This is a genomic window from Neptunicella marina (assembly GCF_014270035.1).
Lineage (GTDB): Bacteria > Pseudomonadota > Gammaproteobacteria > Enterobacterales > Alteromonadaceae > Neptunicella > Neptunicella marina.
Map to the genome: position 1 here is coordinate 236,433 of NZ_JACNEP010000004.1, position 17,495 is coordinate 253,927.

Genomic DNA, 17,495 nt, shown 5'->3' on the forward strand with positions numbered 1-17,495 from the left:
GTATTGCCTGCCCATTTGTTAACGACATTCTAAAAATCTGTACATTTAATAATACATCTTCATACAAATTTTTTATGGCTTATGCCTTATAAATCATAGCTTACGGCAGAAGGTCGCTTTACAAACAGACATGAATGTATAAAATATACATTCATAGATGTATGTAAGAATATTTAAAACTAGCGCACAGGAACAATCATGTTTAAGAAATTACTTTTCGGGATGGCTGTTGTGGTATCAGCTTTACCCGCACTGGCAAAACCGGTGGAGGTTGATTTAACCAACCCTTATGCCATGGTCAATCAGGTTGCGACCAATACCTTCGAACGCATTAAAAGTGAGAAGAAGGATATCGCCACCAACCCTGAGGTACTAAAACAGATCGTATCAGATGAGTTAATGCCTTATGTGGATGCAAACTACGCTGCACTGAAAGTATTGGGTAAATATTATCGTAATTATCCTAAAGAAAAGGTGTATGAATACATTAATGAATTTAAGCCTTACATAGTCGCAACCTATGCAAATGCACTGGCTTATTATGAAGATCAAAAGGTAATTATTGAGCCTGCTCATGATATCGGTGATCAAAAGCAGGTTAATGTTAAAGCTTTGGTACAGGATCCAGGTAAACCAGACGTCAATTTAACCTTTGTGGTACGTAAAGATAGTCGTTCAGGCGAATGGCGTGCTTACGATATGGTGGTCGAGGGGATTAGTCTGGTGTCCAGTAAACAAAGCGAGTTTGAATCCATTTTGCGCCAGCAGGGCATAGATACTGTTATTGCTCTTATGAAAGATAAAAGTACTCAAAAGGTATCTGTCGGTAATTAATCGATTTATTTAGCGTGTGACTGTTTAAAAAACAGTGTGTTTGGGCGTCGTTTTGACGCCCTTTTTTTTTGAATAAAAAAGGCCGGTTATGTTGATACAGTAACCGGCCAACAGGGCGCTATGTTAAAGCATTGTCAGTTTTGCTATATCAGCCTTTTGCAATAACCGTCACTCATTTATTCATGTCTCAATGAATGTACCGGGTTACGCCTGGCTACACGGGTAGCATTACCCCCAACGGTAAACCAGGCTACCAGCAACGAAAGTAATCCAGCGAGTACACACACGGGAATAAACCACCAGTTATCCAGTCGATAAGGGAAGTCCTGTAACCAGTGGCGCATTAACAGTATCCCAACTGGCCAGCCCAGCAGTATCGCCAGCATAACCGGCTTGGAAAATTGCCATACCAGCAGACGTACTATGTCTGATACTTCAGCCCCCATAACTTTACGAATGCCTATTTCACGGGTTCGACGTTCTGCGGTAAAGGCAGCAAGTCCATAGAGTCCAAGGCAGGCTACCACTATTGCCAGTAAGGAAAACGCGCCAAATAACTTTGCAGTGGTGGCTTGTTCTGCGTATTGAGCTGCCATCATTTCCGACAGAAAATCCAGATAGATGGGTTGCATAGGCACGACTTTTTTCCATATTTGTTCAACTTGCTGCATGAGCGTGGGAATATCATGACCACTGAATACGATATTGGCATTGTTGAATCTGTCCTCACGCAATAAATAGATACTGGGACGAATACTGAATTTAATCGAACGGAAATGCACATCCGGTACCACACCTATAATAGTCAGGTGATGGATTTGGTTTTCATACAGTGAAACTTCAAGTGTGCGGCCAATCGCCTGTTGTGGATCATTAAAACCAAAACGACGTGCTGCGGATTGATTGATAATGGCTGAAGCATTTGAAATATCCTGCCCCAAAGTCTCAGGACGTATTACCTTGTCGCTGCCGTAGGCAGGATCGAATACCCGGCCTGCCACTGGTTCAATTTCGTAGGCATTGAAGAAACCATAATCGGTACTGTAGTAATTAAGCATTTGTGCGTCAGGTTGTCCTGCTTTGCCATCGCTGCTCGCCAGTAATTTATAGCCCCGGTTATTTTCTCTATCCTGTGTTGGTGCATCGGAGGTATAAACCACCTGTTTCACCTGAGGCAGCTTTTCCAGCTCCTGCTTCAGGGCGTCAAGACGATCCTGTGCATAAAACACGTTAAGGATAAGTTTATTATCGTAGCGGTAACCTACGTCAATATTGGTCGAGTACCGGGTTTGACCGTATACAATCAAGGTCGCGATGATTAACACAACTGATATTGCAAACTGGAAAATCACCAGTGCAATACGTAATTTGCCTGAGCCGCTGCTTTCGGCTCCTTTGGTGGATGTCAGAACCTGTGCCGGTTTGTAGCCGGAAAGAAATAGCGCCGGATAAATACCTGCACCGACTCCTACCATAATCGCCAATCCAAGTAGTGTCGCTAATAGTGATAGATCACCCAATAAATTGAGGTGTAATTCACGGCCTAACAACTGGCTGTAAAAGGGCAAAATCAATTCTACGGCAGCCAGAGCAAATAAGAGTGCGATGATTACCAGCATGACTGACTCACCTAAAAATTGCAGCGCTATCTGACGGCGGCTGGCTCCCAGCACCTTACGCATGGCTACTTCGCGCGCACGCTGACTGGCTCTGGCGGTTGCCAGATTCATAAAGTTGATGCAGGCGATTAGCAAAATAAGTGCAGCGACTACGACAAAGGTTACTATCATGTTGTAGTCGCCAAGAGGGGTTAAATCACCCATGCTACCAGCATGCGCCTTGGCATGCAGATGGATATCACTTACCGGCATAATGCGTAGTTTTACGTGATCACTTATCTGCATGCCTGAAGGCAGCTCACCCACATTGTCTTCATACATTTTTTTGAACGGACTTTCATTATTCAGCCAGTAATTAACCCGCTCCTGTAATTGTTCAACAGTGGCACCCTGGCGCAATTTAAAATAGGTATATACGTTGAGGCTGCCCCAGCTTTCCAGAATATTGGGACTATCAGCAAAAATACGTGGTTGCATATACACCAGTAGATCGGTGTTTAGGTGGGTATTTTCCGGTAAATTCTGAATCACACCACTAACGGGTAGCGTCACCGGGTTACTGGCTACACAACAAAGGGTTAACGTTTCGCCAACCACATCTGTGCGTCCGAAATATTTAATTGCCAAATCGCGGGTGATTAACATGTCCATAGGACGTTTAAATGAGGTTTCAAGCGAGCCTTCGATAAAGTCCAGAGGAAATATATCCAGAAAACTACCGTCTACCATGCTGACATCCTGCGGGTAAACATCGGTGCCCTTTTGCACACTTAATCCCTGTTGTACCACTCGGGCACCACTTTGTACTTCGTTGCTGGCAAATGCTTTAATCGCTTCCATCATGCGTCCCGAGGAGCGCACTGTGTCAAAAGGCGGACGATTTGGCATATGAAAGCCGCTGTGCAGGCGCACCACCTGCTCACTGCCTTCAAACCACTGGTCATATCCACTTTCATTGCGTACAAAAAGTAAAATTAAAATACAGCTCATTAAACCGATGGCTAACCCAAAGATATTAATGCCGGAAAACAATCCATTTTTTATCAGGTTACGCCAGGCTGTTATCAGATAATGTTTAAACATGGTGAAATCTTCCTGTTCAGGCTGCCCGTACATTTTGCGTAATGACCTGACCATCAAATAAATTGATGGTACGACGGGCAAATTGCGCATGTTCCGGGCTATGGGTGACCATTACTATGGTTGTGCCCTCATCGTTCAGAGCTTCAAGCATTTTCATCACTTCTTCACCATGGCTGCTGTCGAGGTTACCGGTAGGTTCATCTGCCAGAATCATGGATTGATTACCTACTACTGCACGGGCGACGGCTACCCGTTGTTGCTGCCCGCCGGAAAGCTGACTGGGGCGGTGTCCTGCACGATGAGCAATGCCTACCTTGTCCATTACGTCGGCGACTTTGTGTTTGCGTTCCTGTTCGGATATGCCGTGATAAAGCAAAGCCAGTTCAATATTTTCTGCTACGGTCAGTTCGTCGATGAGGTTGAAGTTCTGGAATATGAAACCAATGTGTTTTTTACGAATACGCGCTAACTGGGTTTCGTTATAGGTGGCGACATTCTCGTTCATAAAATAATAATCACCACTGTTGGGGGTATCCAACATGCCAATAATATTTAGCAAAGTGGATTTTCCACAGCCGGATGGCCCCATAATGGCCACAAATTCGCCACGGCTGATATCAAAAGTGACGTTATTTAGCGCAAGGGTTTCCACATCCTGAGTCTGAAAACTTTTACAAACATGGTTAAGCGTTAACATGGTGAGTTCCTTAATTTTAATCCAGTGAGAGTTGCTGCATATCGAGATAGCTGGTGTAGGGACTGGTAATGACTTTTTCACCCGCTTCAAGCCCGTCTATGACTTCTATAAATTGACTGTTACGACGACCTAAACGAACCTGGCGCTTGATGGCTTTGTCACCATCTTCACTGACGACAAACACCCAGTTGCCACCTGTATCCTGATAAAATGCGCCGTTAGGCAATAACAGGGCTTCGCTTTCATCGCCAAGTGTCAGGCGGAGCTGAATTGTCTGGCCTCGCCTGATATCCGTTGGTTGTTGATGTTCAAAACTAAAGTCCACTTCAAATTGACCATTTTGTACCTGCGGATAGATCTTGCTGATACTTAACTGGTACCGATCAAATCGTGCAATTTGTCCGGGGCTGACCCGTGCAAGATAGAATTCGTCTATTTGTGCTGTGAGTTTGTAATCATTGGGGGTGTCAATTTGACCAAGACGTTCACCACGCCCAATACTTTGTCCCACTTCCACATTAAAACCTGACAAAGTGCCGGCGACCGGCGCACGCACATTCATGTTGTCGAGGTTTTTACGTGATAATTCGAGGTTGTGTTCCAGCCGCGCACTGGTTTGTCGTAGAAAAGTCAGCTGACTTTGTTGCATACGCTGATCTGACGCCTGACTTTCTTTTGTCAGCTTTAGCCGGGTTTGATACCACTCAAGGGTATCGCGGGTATCGTCGTACTGAGACTGACTAACCGAATTATTTGCCAGCAATTTTTGTTCACGTTCAAGCTGGCGGCTTAACATTTTTATCTGGTATTCGATATCAGCCAGATTACGTTTATGTTGCAGGCGGTTTTGTTCAAGGCTTAGCTCGATTGAACGCATATTGTTGAGCTGCTCCGCAACTCTTGCTTCGTTACCCAGCACATTTAATTGCAGGCTGGGGTTGGATAATTCAACAATTAAGTCTCCAGTGGTTAATTCGGCACCATCTTCCACCAGTATGCGCTCCACACGTCCACCTTCAACCGCATCCAGATACAAGGTTTTAGCTGGCGTAACCCGCCCTCGCAACGGAATGAAGTCTTCAAATATTCCGCTTGTTACACTGGAAATCACGATATGCTCACTGTTCACTTTCAGCGCCGGGCCACTTTGACTGCCTGCCCACCAAACCAGGGCGATAATGCTGACCCCTGCCACAATTATCCCGTGTTGGTATTTTCGCCACCCCGACTGACGTGCGACAACTCTGTCCATGCCTGCACCACTGACGGGCTGACGGTGAGCAGGTGTTTGTTGTTGAGGTCGTTTTGACATATTTGTTCCGTTACTGCATTAACATGATTTTTAAGGTCTGAATGACTTACTACAAGAATTATTCCAAATGTTAACTGATTGATAATTAAGGTTTATTGTTTGCTGTGTTCATATTCGAACACTTAAAAGTGTACAGATCTGAACATAGGGTGTACGATTTCGGACACTTTAAATGTTTGACGAGTAAATCCAGAGGCTTGTATGCATAGTCATGGAAACATTTTGTTAATTGATGACGATGATGACATTTTGGTGGCGGGAAAATTATTGCTTAAACGTCATTTCAGCGATGTTGCTATCTGTAATCGTCCTGAACATATTCCACAGCTGCTGCAACAAACAAATTTTGATGCCATTTTACTGGATATGAATTTTGGCCCGGGTGAAAGCTCTGGTGAGCAGGGGTTACACTGGCTGAGTCAGATATGTGAAATACAGCCTGAGGTAACCGTGATTATGATAACCGCTCACGCCAGTGTCGGTTTGGCGGTAGAGGCGTTAAAGCAAGGGGCAACCGATTTTGTATCCAAACCCTGGGATAACCAGAAACTGGTCGCAACTGTCTTTGCTGCAGTAAAACTATCGCAATCACAACGTGAAGCCAGTCGTTTACGGATCACTAACCAGATATTGTCGCAATCTCCTGTCAGTAGCGATGAAATCATAGGCAGCAGTCAAGCCATACAGCAGATAAAAAAGTTGATACAACGCGCTGCTCCCACTGATGCCAACGTATTGATTTTAGGTGAGAACGGAACCGGTAAAGAGTTAGTTGCACGTGCGTTGCACCAGCAAAGTCGCCGAGCGTCTCAGGTTTTTATGGCTGTCGATTTAGGTGCGGTGAGTGAAACTTTATTTGAAAGCGAATTATTTGGTCACAAAAAAGGGGCGTTTACCGGCGCTAACACTGACCGGATTGGCAGGTTACAAGCCGCCAGCGGGGGGACATTATTTTTAGATGAAGTGGGTAATTTGCCCCTGCACTTACAGGCTAAATTGTTAAGTGTGCTTGAGCAACGTCAGGTCACGCCGCTAGGGGCAAATAAAGCAGAACCCATCGATGTTAGGGTTATTTCTGCAACAAATATGTCTAAAAAGGCGTTACATGATGAACAGCAATTTCGTCAGGATTTATTATTTCGTTTAAATACGGTTGAAATTGTGTTGCCGGCACTGCGTGAACGTCAGGCCGATATTCCATTACTGGCACAACATTATTTAACTCATTACCAGCATAAGTATCACAAACCTCAGCTAACACTGAGTAATGATGCAATTGATGCTATCAGCGCTTACCCCTGGCCTGGCAACATTCGCGCACTGCGACATGCTATGGAACGCGCCACCATTCTATCCGATGGCACAGTGCTAAGTGCGCATGATTTTCAATTAAATCCGTCTGCTCCCGGCGATGCCGCTATACCCGAACCTTGCGCAACTGATTTTCCACCTCCGGTTAAAAAACCGGAGCCACAGGATGAGCTCAATCTGGAAAAACACGAAAAACAACTGATTTTGCAGGCTTTGCGTCAGCATCATTACAATATCAGTCATAGTGCAAAAGCGCTTGGATTAACCCGTGCTGCGCTCTATAGAAGGATGGAAAAACATGGTCTGTAAAGGATTTGGCTTGTCATTGGCAGTGCGCCTGATGGCATTGTTGGTGTCGTTGGTTATTTTGAGTTTATTGATTACGTCTCCGGAGTACCGTGCGACAAGTCTGGTATTACTTGGATTAATTATATTGCAAATTATTGAGGTCATTCGTTTTACCTTTAAAACCAATCAGGAGCTGGAACGTTTTTTACAGGCACTTAAACATGCAGATTTTAATCAGCGTTTTGATTTGACCGAACTGGGCAGTGGTTTTACTGAGCTGGGACAAACGTTTCATGATGTTATTGAGCGTTTCAGGCAGCACAGAGTCGGGCAACAACAACAGCTTAAATACGCTAATGCGTTGATTGAACAAGTGCCGGTACCATTGCTGAGCATTCATCAGGATAAAAGTATCAGATTATGTAATTTGGCAGCCCGTCACTTTTTTGCCCAGCATGGTGTGAAATCAATCACTGATTTGGCTGAATTTGGTGAATTGCAGCAGACATTTTCTGAGCTTAAAGCGGGTGACAGAAAACTAATAGAAACTGAAATTGATGGTGTGCAATATCGTTTATCTATTACTGCCAGTGAATTTATAGCCGACAATAAGCCGCAAATGCTGGTTAGTCTGCAGGACATTCAGTCTGAGCTTGAAGGTGCGCAATTAAATGCCTGGCAAGAGCTGGTCAGGGTATTAACCCATGAGATTATGAACAGCATTACTCCGGTAGCATCGCTGGCAGACACGGCGGTGGCACTGGTTGATGATTGTCATCAACAACTGCTTGAGGCCAATATACCTGTTACGCAATTGCAGGATGCGAAGGACGCACTGATGACAGTGCATCGGCGTAGTCAGAATTTGATGGATTTCGTTGCTAACTACCGCAGTCTGACTCATTTACCCGCTCCGGTTATGAAATCCTGTCAGTTATCCGGGTTATTTCAACAGGTTACTGTACTGGCAACATCTCAGTGGCAAAATCAAGGAATTAATCTGCATGTAGAGGTCGAGCCGCCAGAGTTAAGCATAGCGGCCGATCATAACTTGCTGGAGCAAATGCTAATTAATTTGTTGAAAAATGCTGAGCAAGCCCTAATAGATGTTAAAGGTGCCAGTGTGTGGCTCAAAGCGTATGTCAATGTAAGGGGGCGTTGTATCATTGAAGTAGCAGATAACGGCCCGGGCATTGCGCCACAGATTGCAGATAAGGTATTTGTTCCTTTTTATACCACCAAAAAAGACGGGTCCGGAGTGGGACTGGCGTTAACCAGGCAAATTATGTTGGCGCACGGTGGGCATGTAAAGCTGGCGACCAGTTCGGCAGGCGGTGCATTATTTAGCCTGATTTTTTAGACTCGACAGAGGTTTTTCGTTACAAAAAAGATTGGACTTAGCATAAGTCGTTAAGCGTAATTGCTAACGCAACTATTTGTATTTTATGAATTAAATTTCAGATTGTGAGCTGTAAACAAATAGCGCCACTCAGGTAGCGTAAAACAGCGTGTGGATTTATTTGGAAGCACGGTATAAACGAGATAGAATCGCGCCGCTTTCAGCCGCCAGCACAGGTTACCCTCTTGCTGGCCGCGGCATTCTCTGTTGCCGAATGATTATATATTAAGTAGAGCACGCTCTATAAATTCACCCTATTAAATTCACAATCCGAGGTTGCAAATGTTGTATAACGGTAACTTGTCCAGTGACTGTCCATTACGTCAAAAAATTCGCGATTTCTACCGTATTGAAGAAAACCACGCCGTTGATCTGATTTTGCCTGAAGCCGAAGTGAACATGCGTGCTCGTAGTCGTGCATGGGAACGTGCCAGAACCATGGTTCTGCAAATTCGTCGCGAGCAGGAAGGTCACGGCGGTATTGACGCCCTGTTAAATGAATATTCTTTATCTACCTCTGAAGGGGTGGTGTTAATGTGTCTGGCTGAAGCATTATTGCGCGTGCCGGACAAAGCGACACAGGATGAATTAATTCGCGATAAATTATCCAAAGGACACTGGACGCCGCATCTTGGCAATTCAGATTCTTTATTTGTCAATGCTTCCTCATGGGGTCTGTTAATGACAGGCAGCATGGTGAATTACGCGGATAAACGTCAGAAAGAAAACTTCGGTATTCTAAAAAAATTAATCGGCCGGGTTGGTGAACCGGTGATCCGTAAAGCCATGAATATTGCTATGCGAATTATGGGCAAGCAGTTCGTTATGGGTGAAAACATTGACGACGCCGTTGAGCGAGCTAAAGATAAAGAGCGTACCGGTTATGTGTATTCCTATGACATGCTGGGTGAGGGTGCGCGTACGGTTAATGATGCAAATCGTTATTTTAAGGCCTATGCCGATGCAATTGAGGTCATAGGTAAAGCCGCGGATGGTAAAGGTCCGCGACGCAGTCCCGGTATTTCCGTTAAGTTATCTGCTATTCATCCTCGCTATGAATTTACCCATAAAGACCGTGTTATGGAGGAAATTCCACCGAAGTTAAAAGAACTTTGCATGCTGGCCAAAAAATATAACATTGGTCTGACCGTTGATGCTGAGGAATCCGAGCGTTTAGATATTTCACTGGATATTATTGAAGCGGTATTCAGTGATGCGGATTTGGGTGACTGGACCGGCTTTGGTCTGGCAGTTCAGGCTTATCAAAAACGCGCGTTATTTGTATTGGAATGGCTGCATGAATTAACCCTGCGTGTAAATCGTAAAATGATGGTGCGTCTGGTTAAAGGTGCTTATTGGGATACTGAAATTAAAAATGCACAAAAAGACGGTTTAGAGCATTTCCCGGTATTTACCCGTAAGTCGTCTACCGATGTGTCCTATCATGCCTGTGCCAATCGCTTACTGGATTTTCGCGATACCATTTATCCACAGTTTGCTACCCATAATGCCTATACTGCTTCGGTTATTCTGGAACTGGCTGGTGATGATAAAGAAGGCTTTGAATTCCAGTGCCTGCATGGCATGGGAGATACTCTTTATGATCAAATTGTTACTCAGGATAAAATCCAGTGCCGTGTTTATGCACCTGTTGGTGACCACACTGATTTACTGGCGTATTTAGTACGCCGTCTGTTGGAAAACGGGGCCAACTCCTCTTTTGTTAATGCGATTGTGGACGACAGCAAGCCAGTAGAAGCGTTGCTGGAAGATCCGGTTGAAAAGACTCAACGTTTAAAAAGCAAATATAACGATCAAATCAGTATGCCAATTGATTTGTATGGTAATGAGCGTTTTAACTCGAAAGGTCTGGATTTAACCGATATTAACAAGTTAATTCCACTTAAAGACAATTTGGAACGCTGGTTCAACCAACATTTGGTGGAAGCCTCTGGCGTGCCTGAGCTGGCGCATGCAGTGAAGAATCCGGCGAATCATGCAGAGATTGTTGGATATCATTTTTATGATGATGCCGACACCATGACTCACAAACTGGAAAAAGCTCAGGAGGCTTTCAGTAGCTGGTCGCAAACACCGGTTGCTGACCGTGCTAATTTATTGCGTCGTGTCAGTGATATTCTGGAACGTCATATGGATGAGCTAATTGGCTTGTGCATCAAAGAGGCAGGTAAAGTTCCGCAGGATGGTATTGACGAAGTGCGTGAAGCTGTGGATTTTTGCCGTTATTACGCAGCTCGTGCAGAGGAACTGGCCGAAGACGAGCGTTTATTACCACGTGGTGTGGTGTTGTGTATTAGTCCGTGGAATTTCCCATTGGCCATTTTCCTTGGTCAGGTGGCTGCTGCCATGGTGACAGGCAATACCGTATTAGCTAAACCTGCTGAACAAACCAGTTTAATTGCCGTGCGTGCTATGGAATTGATGGAATCTGTGGGCATGCCGGAAAATGTGGTGCAGTTGGTCTTAAGCCCCGGACGAGCCGTGGGGGAAAACCTGATCCCGGATGAACGTATTAAAGCGGTTATGTTCACCGGTTCCACCCAAACTGGTACTTTAATATCTCAGATTCTTGCCAGCCGCGGTGGCGAGCAGGTTCCTCTGATTGCAGAAACGGGTGGTCAGAACTGCATGATAGTTGATTCCACTGCTTTGCCTGAACAAGTGGTTGATGATGTGATTTCCTCAGGCTTTCAGAGTGCCGGACAGCGCTGTTCCGCGTTACGTGTGCTTTTCCTGCAGGAAGAGATCGCTGATAAAATTACGTCTATGCTGATTGGTGCATTAAAAGAATTGCATGTGGGAGATCCCGCACAATTAAGCACAGATATTGGACCGGTGATTGATCAAAAAGCGCTGGATTCATTAAACAAACACGTTGACGAAATGCAGGATAAAGCAACCCTGTTGTACGAATGCAAAGTGCAGGGTGTGCCAGCGGAGTCGACCTTCTTTGCACCGCGTTTATATCAGATTGATGATATTAATGTACTCACGCGTGAGGTGTTTGGCCCATGCGTGCATATAGTGCGCTTTAAAGCCAAAGAGCTGGATAAGGTTATCGATAAGATTAATGGCACTGGTTTTGGCCTGACCATGGGAGTGCATTCACGTATTGAAGAGCGCGCGGTTGAACTGGCTAAATTATCCCGTGCCGGTAACGTGTACATTAATCGCAATATGATTGGTGCAATTGTTGGCGTGCAGCCATTTGGTGGACGCGGTTTATCCGGTACCGGTCCAAAAGCCGGCGGACCAAACTATTTGTCCCGTTTGATGCTGGAAAAAGCCACACCTAAACCAACATCGGATAATTATGAACCCGAGCAGGATGTGGCGCTTAACAGTGATGAAACTGCCACTAAAGAAGCGCATGCCATTATGCAACAGGCGATAGCCAATGAAAATGACTGGCGTCTGAGTCAGTTAAATGCGCGTATTTCCTGGGTACGTCAATTGCTGGCTCGTATTTCTAAAGTCGATATTGTTGATGAACTGGCTGAGGATTTAAATCTCACCTTATCAACCGCCCGCTCTCAGCTGATGAGCATTGAGCGTTTACTCAGAAAACCTAAAGAGTTACCCGGGCCAACAGGTGAGTCCAATGTGTTGTATCTGGAGCCACGCGGTATTTTGGTGTGTTTCGCTGATAAAAATGTAACCTTTGAATACTGGGCATTGTCTATTGTTACTGCTCTGGCAACCGGTAACGTGGTCATTTCTGTGGTATCTGATTTGTTTTACGACGAAGCCATCGAGTTCCGTAATCAGTTCGTTGCGACCGGAGCCCCGGAAGGGGTTTTACAAGTGGCTAAACTGGCGCACCTTGAAGCCTTATTAGCCGAAGAAAAACTTGCTGGTGTGGTTATTGATAGTTTGAGTGATAGAAGTGCTTATATTTCACAAAAATTATCGGAGCGCGAAGGCGCTATTCTGCCAGTTATTACAGCGGAATATAACGATAACCTGATTCAGCGTCTGCTGACGGAAAAAACCATCAGTATTGATACCACAGCCTCTGGCGGTAACACCTCACTGATGACGTTGGTGGAAGACGACGAATAAGACTTACAAATAATTATTAGACTAAAAAGGAGAGCACGGCTCTCCTTTTTTATATATTCAGTTCGGCTTTTTGATCCTGCTTTGCTGCTAGTAAACCATCCATTTCTAAGCAAGCCTTTCATCTGCCCTGGAAGCATGTATGACCCATGGCATGCCAATATATGGTTTGAATAAAATAGTACATTAAAGAAACCGGTGTTTCTATTTTCATTCAGTATAACTATATGAATATAAAGGTTTTTTGTTTGTCTGAATTCAAGGTGTAGTTAATTAGTAACGTTTTCTCCACCCCGATACCCACCAGATTTCATAATTTCTATTCAACTTGTTGATTTAATTGTAAAAAATAAAGTTGGCATCTTCTTTGATATATACCTGTTGAAGGTTCGCAATAGCAGTTCCTTAACATTGCTTATTTTAAAAACTTGTAACTGAAGACATTGTTAAACAATCAATAAGGAAGAGAATCATGAAAAACTTCAAAATGTTAACTCTGATGACCCTAATGACTAGCGCTAGTGTTTTTGCGGCCGGTTATACCGCATTTGCTGAGCTGGATGTAGATAAAAGTGGTTCTTTAAGTGTCCAGGAAGCGGCCGCCGATAGTTCACTTGCGCAGAAATTTGAACAACTGGATACCAACAAAGATGGTCAGTTATCTGAAGCTGAATATAACGCTGGCTAACTGTATTTTGGGCTGCTGAAGATAGTAATAGTAGCCGTTTCTTAAAGTCGCTTGCTTAAAAGCTTGTAACCAAACGAATTGTTAATCAATAAGGAAGAAAACCATGAAAAATTTCAAAATGTTTACTCTGATTACGTTAATTACCAGTGCCAGTGCTTTTGCCGGTGGTTTCACTCCATTTTCTGAGTTGGATACTGACAACAGTGGCTCGTTAAGTATGCAGGAAGCTGCTGCTGATAGTGCACTTGCACAAAAATTTGAACAACTGGATACCAATAAGGATGGTCAGTTGTCGGAAGCCGAGTACAACGCTGGTTAATCGCCAGAATTGTTCCTGACCTGCCTTAATTGCAGTTAAGCCATGGCTGTAACCACTAGCAGGTCATAATTCCCTTACCTGCTAGTGGTTGCAGATTAATGGTAAAATGCCAATTCATCCTCTTGGAATTGGCATTTTTTTCTTTTTAGTTAATTTAAACCACGGCGTTTTAGTAATGCATCAACCGTTGGTTTTTGACCGCGGAATTCGATGTAATCCTGCATCAAATCGCGGCTGTTACCCCGGGATAACACCTCTTTACGGAACTTATCACCATTTTCACGGGTTAATCCGCCATTTTCCTGCATATAAGCAAAAGCATCCGCTGCAAACACTTCTGTCCACAGGTAAGCGTAATATCCCGCTGAATAGCCACCTGCAGAGTGACTAAAATAAGCGGACTTATAACGAGGAGGGACCGGACGGTAATTGATACCGTGTTTAGCTAACGCGGCTTGCTCGAAGGCTTCAACGTCATCTACCTCAGTATCTGCTGTAATCGAATGCCACTCCATATCCAATAGCGCAGCTGCCAGATATTCAGTGGTATCAAAACCCTGATTGAATTTGTGTGAAGTTAATACTTTTTGTAGCAATGCATCAGGGATGGCTTCACCTGTTTGATAGTGTTTGGCATAGCTGGCTAAAATCTGCGGCTGAATCGCCCAGTCTTCGTTAAACTGAGACGGGAACTCTACAAAGTCACGAGCGGTATTGGTGCCCGCTAAACTCGGGTATTTCACTTTCGAGAATAAACCATGTAACGCATGACCAAATTCGTGGAACAGGGTTGATACTTCATCGTAGGTCAGTAACGTTGGCTGACCTTCAGCTGGTTTGGGAATGTTCAGTACATTGTAAACCACTGGTTTTTCGCCGAATAAACCGTTTTCGCTGATAAACGCGTCCATCCAGGCTCCGCCCCCTTTGCCTTCACGGGCATAAGGATCCAGGTAGAACAAGCCAATGGTGCTGCCATCTGTATCTAATACTTCGAACGCTAAAACGTCGGGATGGTAGACAGGTAAATCTTTGCGCGCTTTGAAGCTGATACCGTACAGTTTGTTCATGGCCACAAACAGACCATCATTTAACACACGGTTAAACTCGAAGTAAGGTTTGATTTGATCTTCATCTAAATCGTATTTAGCTTTGCGCACTTTTTCTGCGTAGTACGCCCAGTCCCAGGGTTCTAATTTGAAGTCTTTACCGTCTGCTTCAATTTGCGCCTGAATATCTGCCGCTTCGGCTTTGGCGCGTGCAACGGCTTTTGGTGCTAAATCATCTAAAATGCCATAAACCGCTTCAGGCGTGTGCGCCATTTGGTTGGCAGTAACATAATCAGCCCAGGTAGTTGAACCAAGCAATTCGGCTTTTTCAGCACGCAGATGAGTTAGTTTTTTCAGCACCGGACCATTGGTATCCATGGCACGTGTGGCAGAAGTACGCCAGATTTTTTCACGTAATTCACGGTTTTCGAGGCTACCTAAAATAGGCTGACGCGTGGTGTTAACCAAGGTGATCATATAACCATCTTTGCCAGCATCCCGGGCGGCGGAGGCAAGGCTGGCGATATCTGATTCGGATAATCCAGTCAACTGAGTCTTATCTTTAACCACAATGGTATCTTGTTTAAACGAGGTTAAGATGTTCTGCGAGAACTCGGTAGACAGGGTTGAAAGCTGACTGTTGATTTCACGAATTTTGTCTTTATCCGCATCACTCAGGGTCGCACCTGCACGCACAAAGTCCTGATAGTAGGTTTCGATTAAACGTTTATCCTCACCTTGATACTCACTGATATTGGCATACACACTTTGCACACGCGCAAACAACTGTGGGTTTAGGTACATGCTGTCATAGTGAGCAGACAATTTGGGGGCTAAATCTGCTTCCAGTGCCTGATACTCTTCATCAGAAATGACGCTGGATAAATTGAAGAAAATTTTAGAGACATGCGTTAATAAGCGTCCCGATTTCTCCAACGCAACCAGGGTGTTATCGAAGGTTGGCGAATCCGGGTTATTGGCAATTTGTTCAATCTCAGCTTTGTTTTCACTCAGCGCTTGTTTAAATGCAGGCGCAAAATCGCTGGTTTTGATTTTGTTAAACTCAGGAGCATTCAGATACAGAGAACTTTTTTGCAGCAGGGCATTAGTGCTTTGTGTCATTTGGGTTTCTTGTTTTGGTTGAGTGGGAGTATTGTCTGAACAGGCAGACAAAGATACAGCAGCTGCCACGGCAGCAGCGAGTACAGAAAATCGCATAATATCTCCAGTTATATTTATTATTGGGTGGACAACAGACAGTGACGATATACATCATCTAAACCTCAACCATATCAGTGAACACTTACTCCCATCAAACGATTTAATCCCGCATTGCAGTGCATTTAACGTATATGCAATATGTCTTTACGCCTTTTTTATTCCTATTTGATCTGTGATCCTTTTGAAGGAATAAGATATTTTGCATTTGCCCTATTATAGTAATACCTTATTGTTTTATTACTGCGCAGGTGGTTAAAAATGAAAACAACAAAATCCATTACCAGTGTTGGTTTAATAGCATTGAGCATGCATTGTTCAGGCTGGGCAGAGCAGGCGATGACGTCTACTGAGCAAGCTTTTTACGATACGGTGATGCAAGCTGCACCACCGATACCTGCCGATTTAAGTCATCATTCTATTAGTTGTGAACAGCAGACAAAAAATAGCAGCGCATCGAATGGTCACTATCTGCGTGCGGATGAAGTGGGTTACCATCTTGGTGGCTGGGAAAAGCGCATTGCCCACGACTGGCAATATTTTCAATCCAGCGCCGGGGCGGGGAAAATTACGTTAATTGACAGTCAGCTAAGCGATAAAGGTGTGGGGTATCGTTACCTGGCTAACGATAATACACAAGATGACTTATACGAACCCTGGAGTTCGTCAAAAGTCATGGTATTTACTGCAGCATTAACCAAAGCGCATCAGGCCGGATTAGCTTCACCCAGCTTAGCGGGCAGTGTGCCTCTGGCGGATTTAATCACCAGCATTAACAGTTATGCGCCTTTTGGTAAGGCCGATGGTAATTCTAACGCCATTGCCAGTTATTTTTTTAATGTTGCAGGACGTGACTATGCAACGTCGTTACTGCATCAGGGGTGGTTAAACCTGAGTAACGATAAAGTTGCGTTGCGTGGCGCTTACGACGTTACTCTTTACCAACCTGAACCGGATTTATGGTTTGGTCCCACGCATCCTGATGGATTGCATCTTAAAACCTATGCCAAAAATTCAGATGATCCCGGATACCGACCTTACCGTTGTGATGATTGTGGACTTACTGGCAATAAACCTTTAACTACACTGGCACAGGCCGAGTGGATTAAGAGAGTTGCTGAAATAGAACGGGACTCATCAACTGCGATGCCTGGGTTAACGACTGCTGATGTGAGGCTGTTATTTTATGGTGACGGACACTCTGATAAGGAGCATCAGGTTGGTGGTATGATGCAGGGCATCAGTATTATGTTGCACAGAGCCATTGCCGCAGCGATTGATAATACAAGTGATGACACAAAAGCTGTTCTGGATAAAGCCACTCAGGGTCAGTGGCGGGTGTTTCAAAAAATTGGCTGGGGACCCAGTGAAACTCGTGGAACGGGCGAGTTAGTTGTGTTGTCTCAGGTATGTTTGCCCCATTATCAGGGCGGCCGTTCATTCACTCTGGCAGCACAAACCAGCGCACCTGAGCCAGAGGAAGCGAGTGTGGCAAGAGCCGGACTTAAAATGCAAACATTGTTGAATGGTGCAATGCAACAATTGCTAAAGAATAATTAAGTATTGTTGCTGCAAATTAAAATAAATAAAATATTCTA

General features: G+C 44.5%; 11 protein-coding genes. 7 read left to right on the forward strand and 4 right to left on the reverse strand.

Annotated elements, in window-relative coordinates; genetic code table 11:
- Positions 1 to 198 precede the first annotated feature (198 nt).
- On the forward strand, positions 199 to 834 hold the full coding sequence (locus tag H8B19_RS07085) for an MlaC/ttg2D family ABC transporter substrate-binding protein (RefSeq protein WP_186506101.1): 636 nt from the start codon (positions 199 to 201) through the stop codon (positions 832 to 834).
- A gap of 176 nt (positions 835 to 1,010) precedes the next feature.
- Here H8B19_RS07085 and H8B19_RS07090 read toward each other — a convergent pair whose 3' ends face one another.
- From H8B19_RS07090 to H8B19_RS07100, 3 genes are read right to left on the reverse strand one after another with little or no spacing between them, the layout of a single operon-like run.
- Positions 1,011 to 3,569: an ABC transporter permease gene (locus H8B19_RS07090; protein WP_241737514.1), complete on the reverse strand. Its 2,559-nt coding sequence runs from the start codon at positions 3,567 to 3,569 to the stop codon at positions 1,011 to 1,013.
- The gene (locus H8B19_RS07095; RefSeq protein WP_186506102.1) at positions 3,553 to 4,233 is read right to left on the reverse strand and encodes an ABC transporter ATP-binding protein; all 681 of its coding nucleotides are present in this window, start codon (positions 4,231 to 4,233) and stop codon (positions 3,553 to 3,555) included. The genes H8B19_RS07090 and H8B19_RS07095 overlap by 17 nt, the downstream gene beginning before the upstream one ends.
- 16 nt (positions 4,234 to 4,249) lie before the next feature.
- Positions 4,250 to 5,545, reverse strand: a complete 1,296-nt coding sequence (locus H8B19_RS07100; RefSeq protein WP_186506103.1) for an efflux RND transporter periplasmic adaptor subunit — start codon at positions 5,543 to 5,545, stop codon at positions 4,250 to 4,252.
- Positions 5,546 to 5,746: 201 nt separating this feature from the next.
- Here H8B19_RS07100 and H8B19_RS07105 point away from each other — a divergent pair, with 201 nt between their 5' ends.
- From H8B19_RS07105 to H8B19_RS07125, 5 genes are all read left to right on the forward strand, one after another.
- A complete protein-coding gene (locus tag H8B19_RS07105; RefSeq protein WP_186506104.1) occupies positions 5,747 to 7,165 on the forward strand; it encodes a sigma-54-dependent transcriptional regulator in 1,419 nt (472 codons plus the stop codon).
- Positions 7,155 to 8,504, forward strand: a complete 1,350-nt coding sequence (locus tag H8B19_RS07110; protein ID WP_186506105.1) for a sensor histidine kinase — start codon at positions 7,155 to 7,157, stop codon at positions 8,502 to 8,504. Before H8B19_RS07105 ends, H8B19_RS07110 begins: the two co-directional genes overlap by 11 nt.
- 321 nt (positions 8,505 to 8,825) lie before the next feature.
- The gene (putA, locus tag H8B19_RS07115; protein WP_186506106.1) at positions 8,826 to 12,626 is read left to right on the forward strand and encodes a bifunctional proline dehydrogenase/L-glutamate gamma-semialdehyde dehydrogenase PutA; all 3,801 of its coding nucleotides are present in this window, start codon (positions 8,826 to 8,828) and stop codon (positions 12,624 to 12,626) included.
- A gap of 469 nt (positions 12,627 to 13,095) precedes the next feature.
- On the forward strand, positions 13,096 to 13,311 hold the full coding sequence (locus H8B19_RS07120) for an EF-hand domain-containing protein (RefSeq protein WP_186506107.1): 216 nt from the start codon (positions 13,096 to 13,098) through the stop codon (positions 13,309 to 13,311).
- A 103-nt stretch (positions 13,312 to 13,414) separates the two neighbouring features.
- On the forward strand, positions 13,415 to 13,630 hold the full coding sequence (locus H8B19_RS07125) for a hypothetical protein (RefSeq protein WP_186506108.1): 216 nt from the start codon (positions 13,415 to 13,417) through the stop codon (positions 13,628 to 13,630).
- Between the two features lie 149 nt (positions 13,631 to 13,779).
- Here the strand turns inward: H8B19_RS07125 and H8B19_RS07130 are convergent, their stop codons facing one another.
- Positions 13,780 to 15,897 (reverse strand): M3 family metallopeptidase, encoded by a 2,118-nt coding sequence (locus tag H8B19_RS07130; RefSeq protein ID WP_186506109.1) that lies wholly within the window; start codon positions 15,895 to 15,897, stop codon positions 13,780 to 13,782.
- A gap of 261 nt (positions 15,898 to 16,158) precedes the next feature.
- On the opposite strand from H8B19_RS07130, the gene H8B19_RS18850 reads away from it, so the two are divergent.
- Entirely contained in the window at positions 16,159 to 17,457 is a 1,299-nt protein-coding gene (locus H8B19_RS18850) for a hypothetical protein (protein ID WP_194362668.1), read from the forward strand.
- Positions 17,458 to 17,495 lie beyond the last annotated feature (38 nt).

What these genes read in the sequence shown, in the direction of transcription:
- H8B19_RS07085 (WP_186506101.1), top strand. Translation starts at nt 199, where the DNA reads ATGTTTAAGAAATTACTTTTCGGGATGGCTGTTGTGGTATCAGCTTTA.
- H8B19_RS07090 (WP_241737514.1), bottom strand. Translation starts at nt 3,569, where the DNA reads ATGTACGGGCAGCCTGAACAGGAAGATTTCACCATGTTTAAACATTAT.
- H8B19_RS07095 (WP_186506102.1), bottom strand. Translation starts at nt 4,233, where the DNA reads ATGTTAACGCTTAACCATGTTTGTAAAAGTTTTCAGACTCAGGATGTG.
- H8B19_RS07100 (WP_186506103.1), bottom strand. Translation starts at nt 5,545, where the DNA reads ATGTCAAAACGACCTCAACAACAAACACCTGCTCACCGTCAGCCCGTC.
- H8B19_RS07105 (WP_186506104.1), top strand. Translation starts at nt 5,747, where the DNA reads ATGCATAGTCATGGAAACATTTTGTTAATTGATGACGATGATGACATT.
- H8B19_RS07110 (WP_186506105.1), top strand. Translation starts at nt 7,155, where the DNA reads ATGGTCTGTAAAGGATTTGGCTTGTCATTGGCAGTGCGCCTGATGGCA.
- putA (WP_186506106.1), top strand. Translation starts at nt 8,826, where the DNA reads ATGTTGTATAACGGTAACTTGTCCAGTGACTGTCCATTACGTCAAAAA.
- H8B19_RS07120 (WP_186506107.1), top strand. Translation starts at nt 13,096, where the DNA reads ATGAAAAACTTCAAAATGTTAACTCTGATGACCCTAATGACTAGCGCT.
- H8B19_RS07125 (WP_186506108.1), top strand. Translation starts at nt 13,415, where the DNA reads ATGAAAAATTTCAAAATGTTTACTCTGATTACGTTAATTACCAGTGCC.
- H8B19_RS07130 (WP_186506109.1), bottom strand. Translation starts at nt 15,897, where the DNA reads ATGCGATTTTCTGTACTCGCTGCTGCCGTGGCAGCTGCTGTATCTTTG.
- H8B19_RS18850 (WP_194362668.1), top strand. Translation starts at nt 16,159, where the DNA reads ATGAAAACAACAAAATCCATTACCAGTGTTGGTTTAATAGCATTGAGC.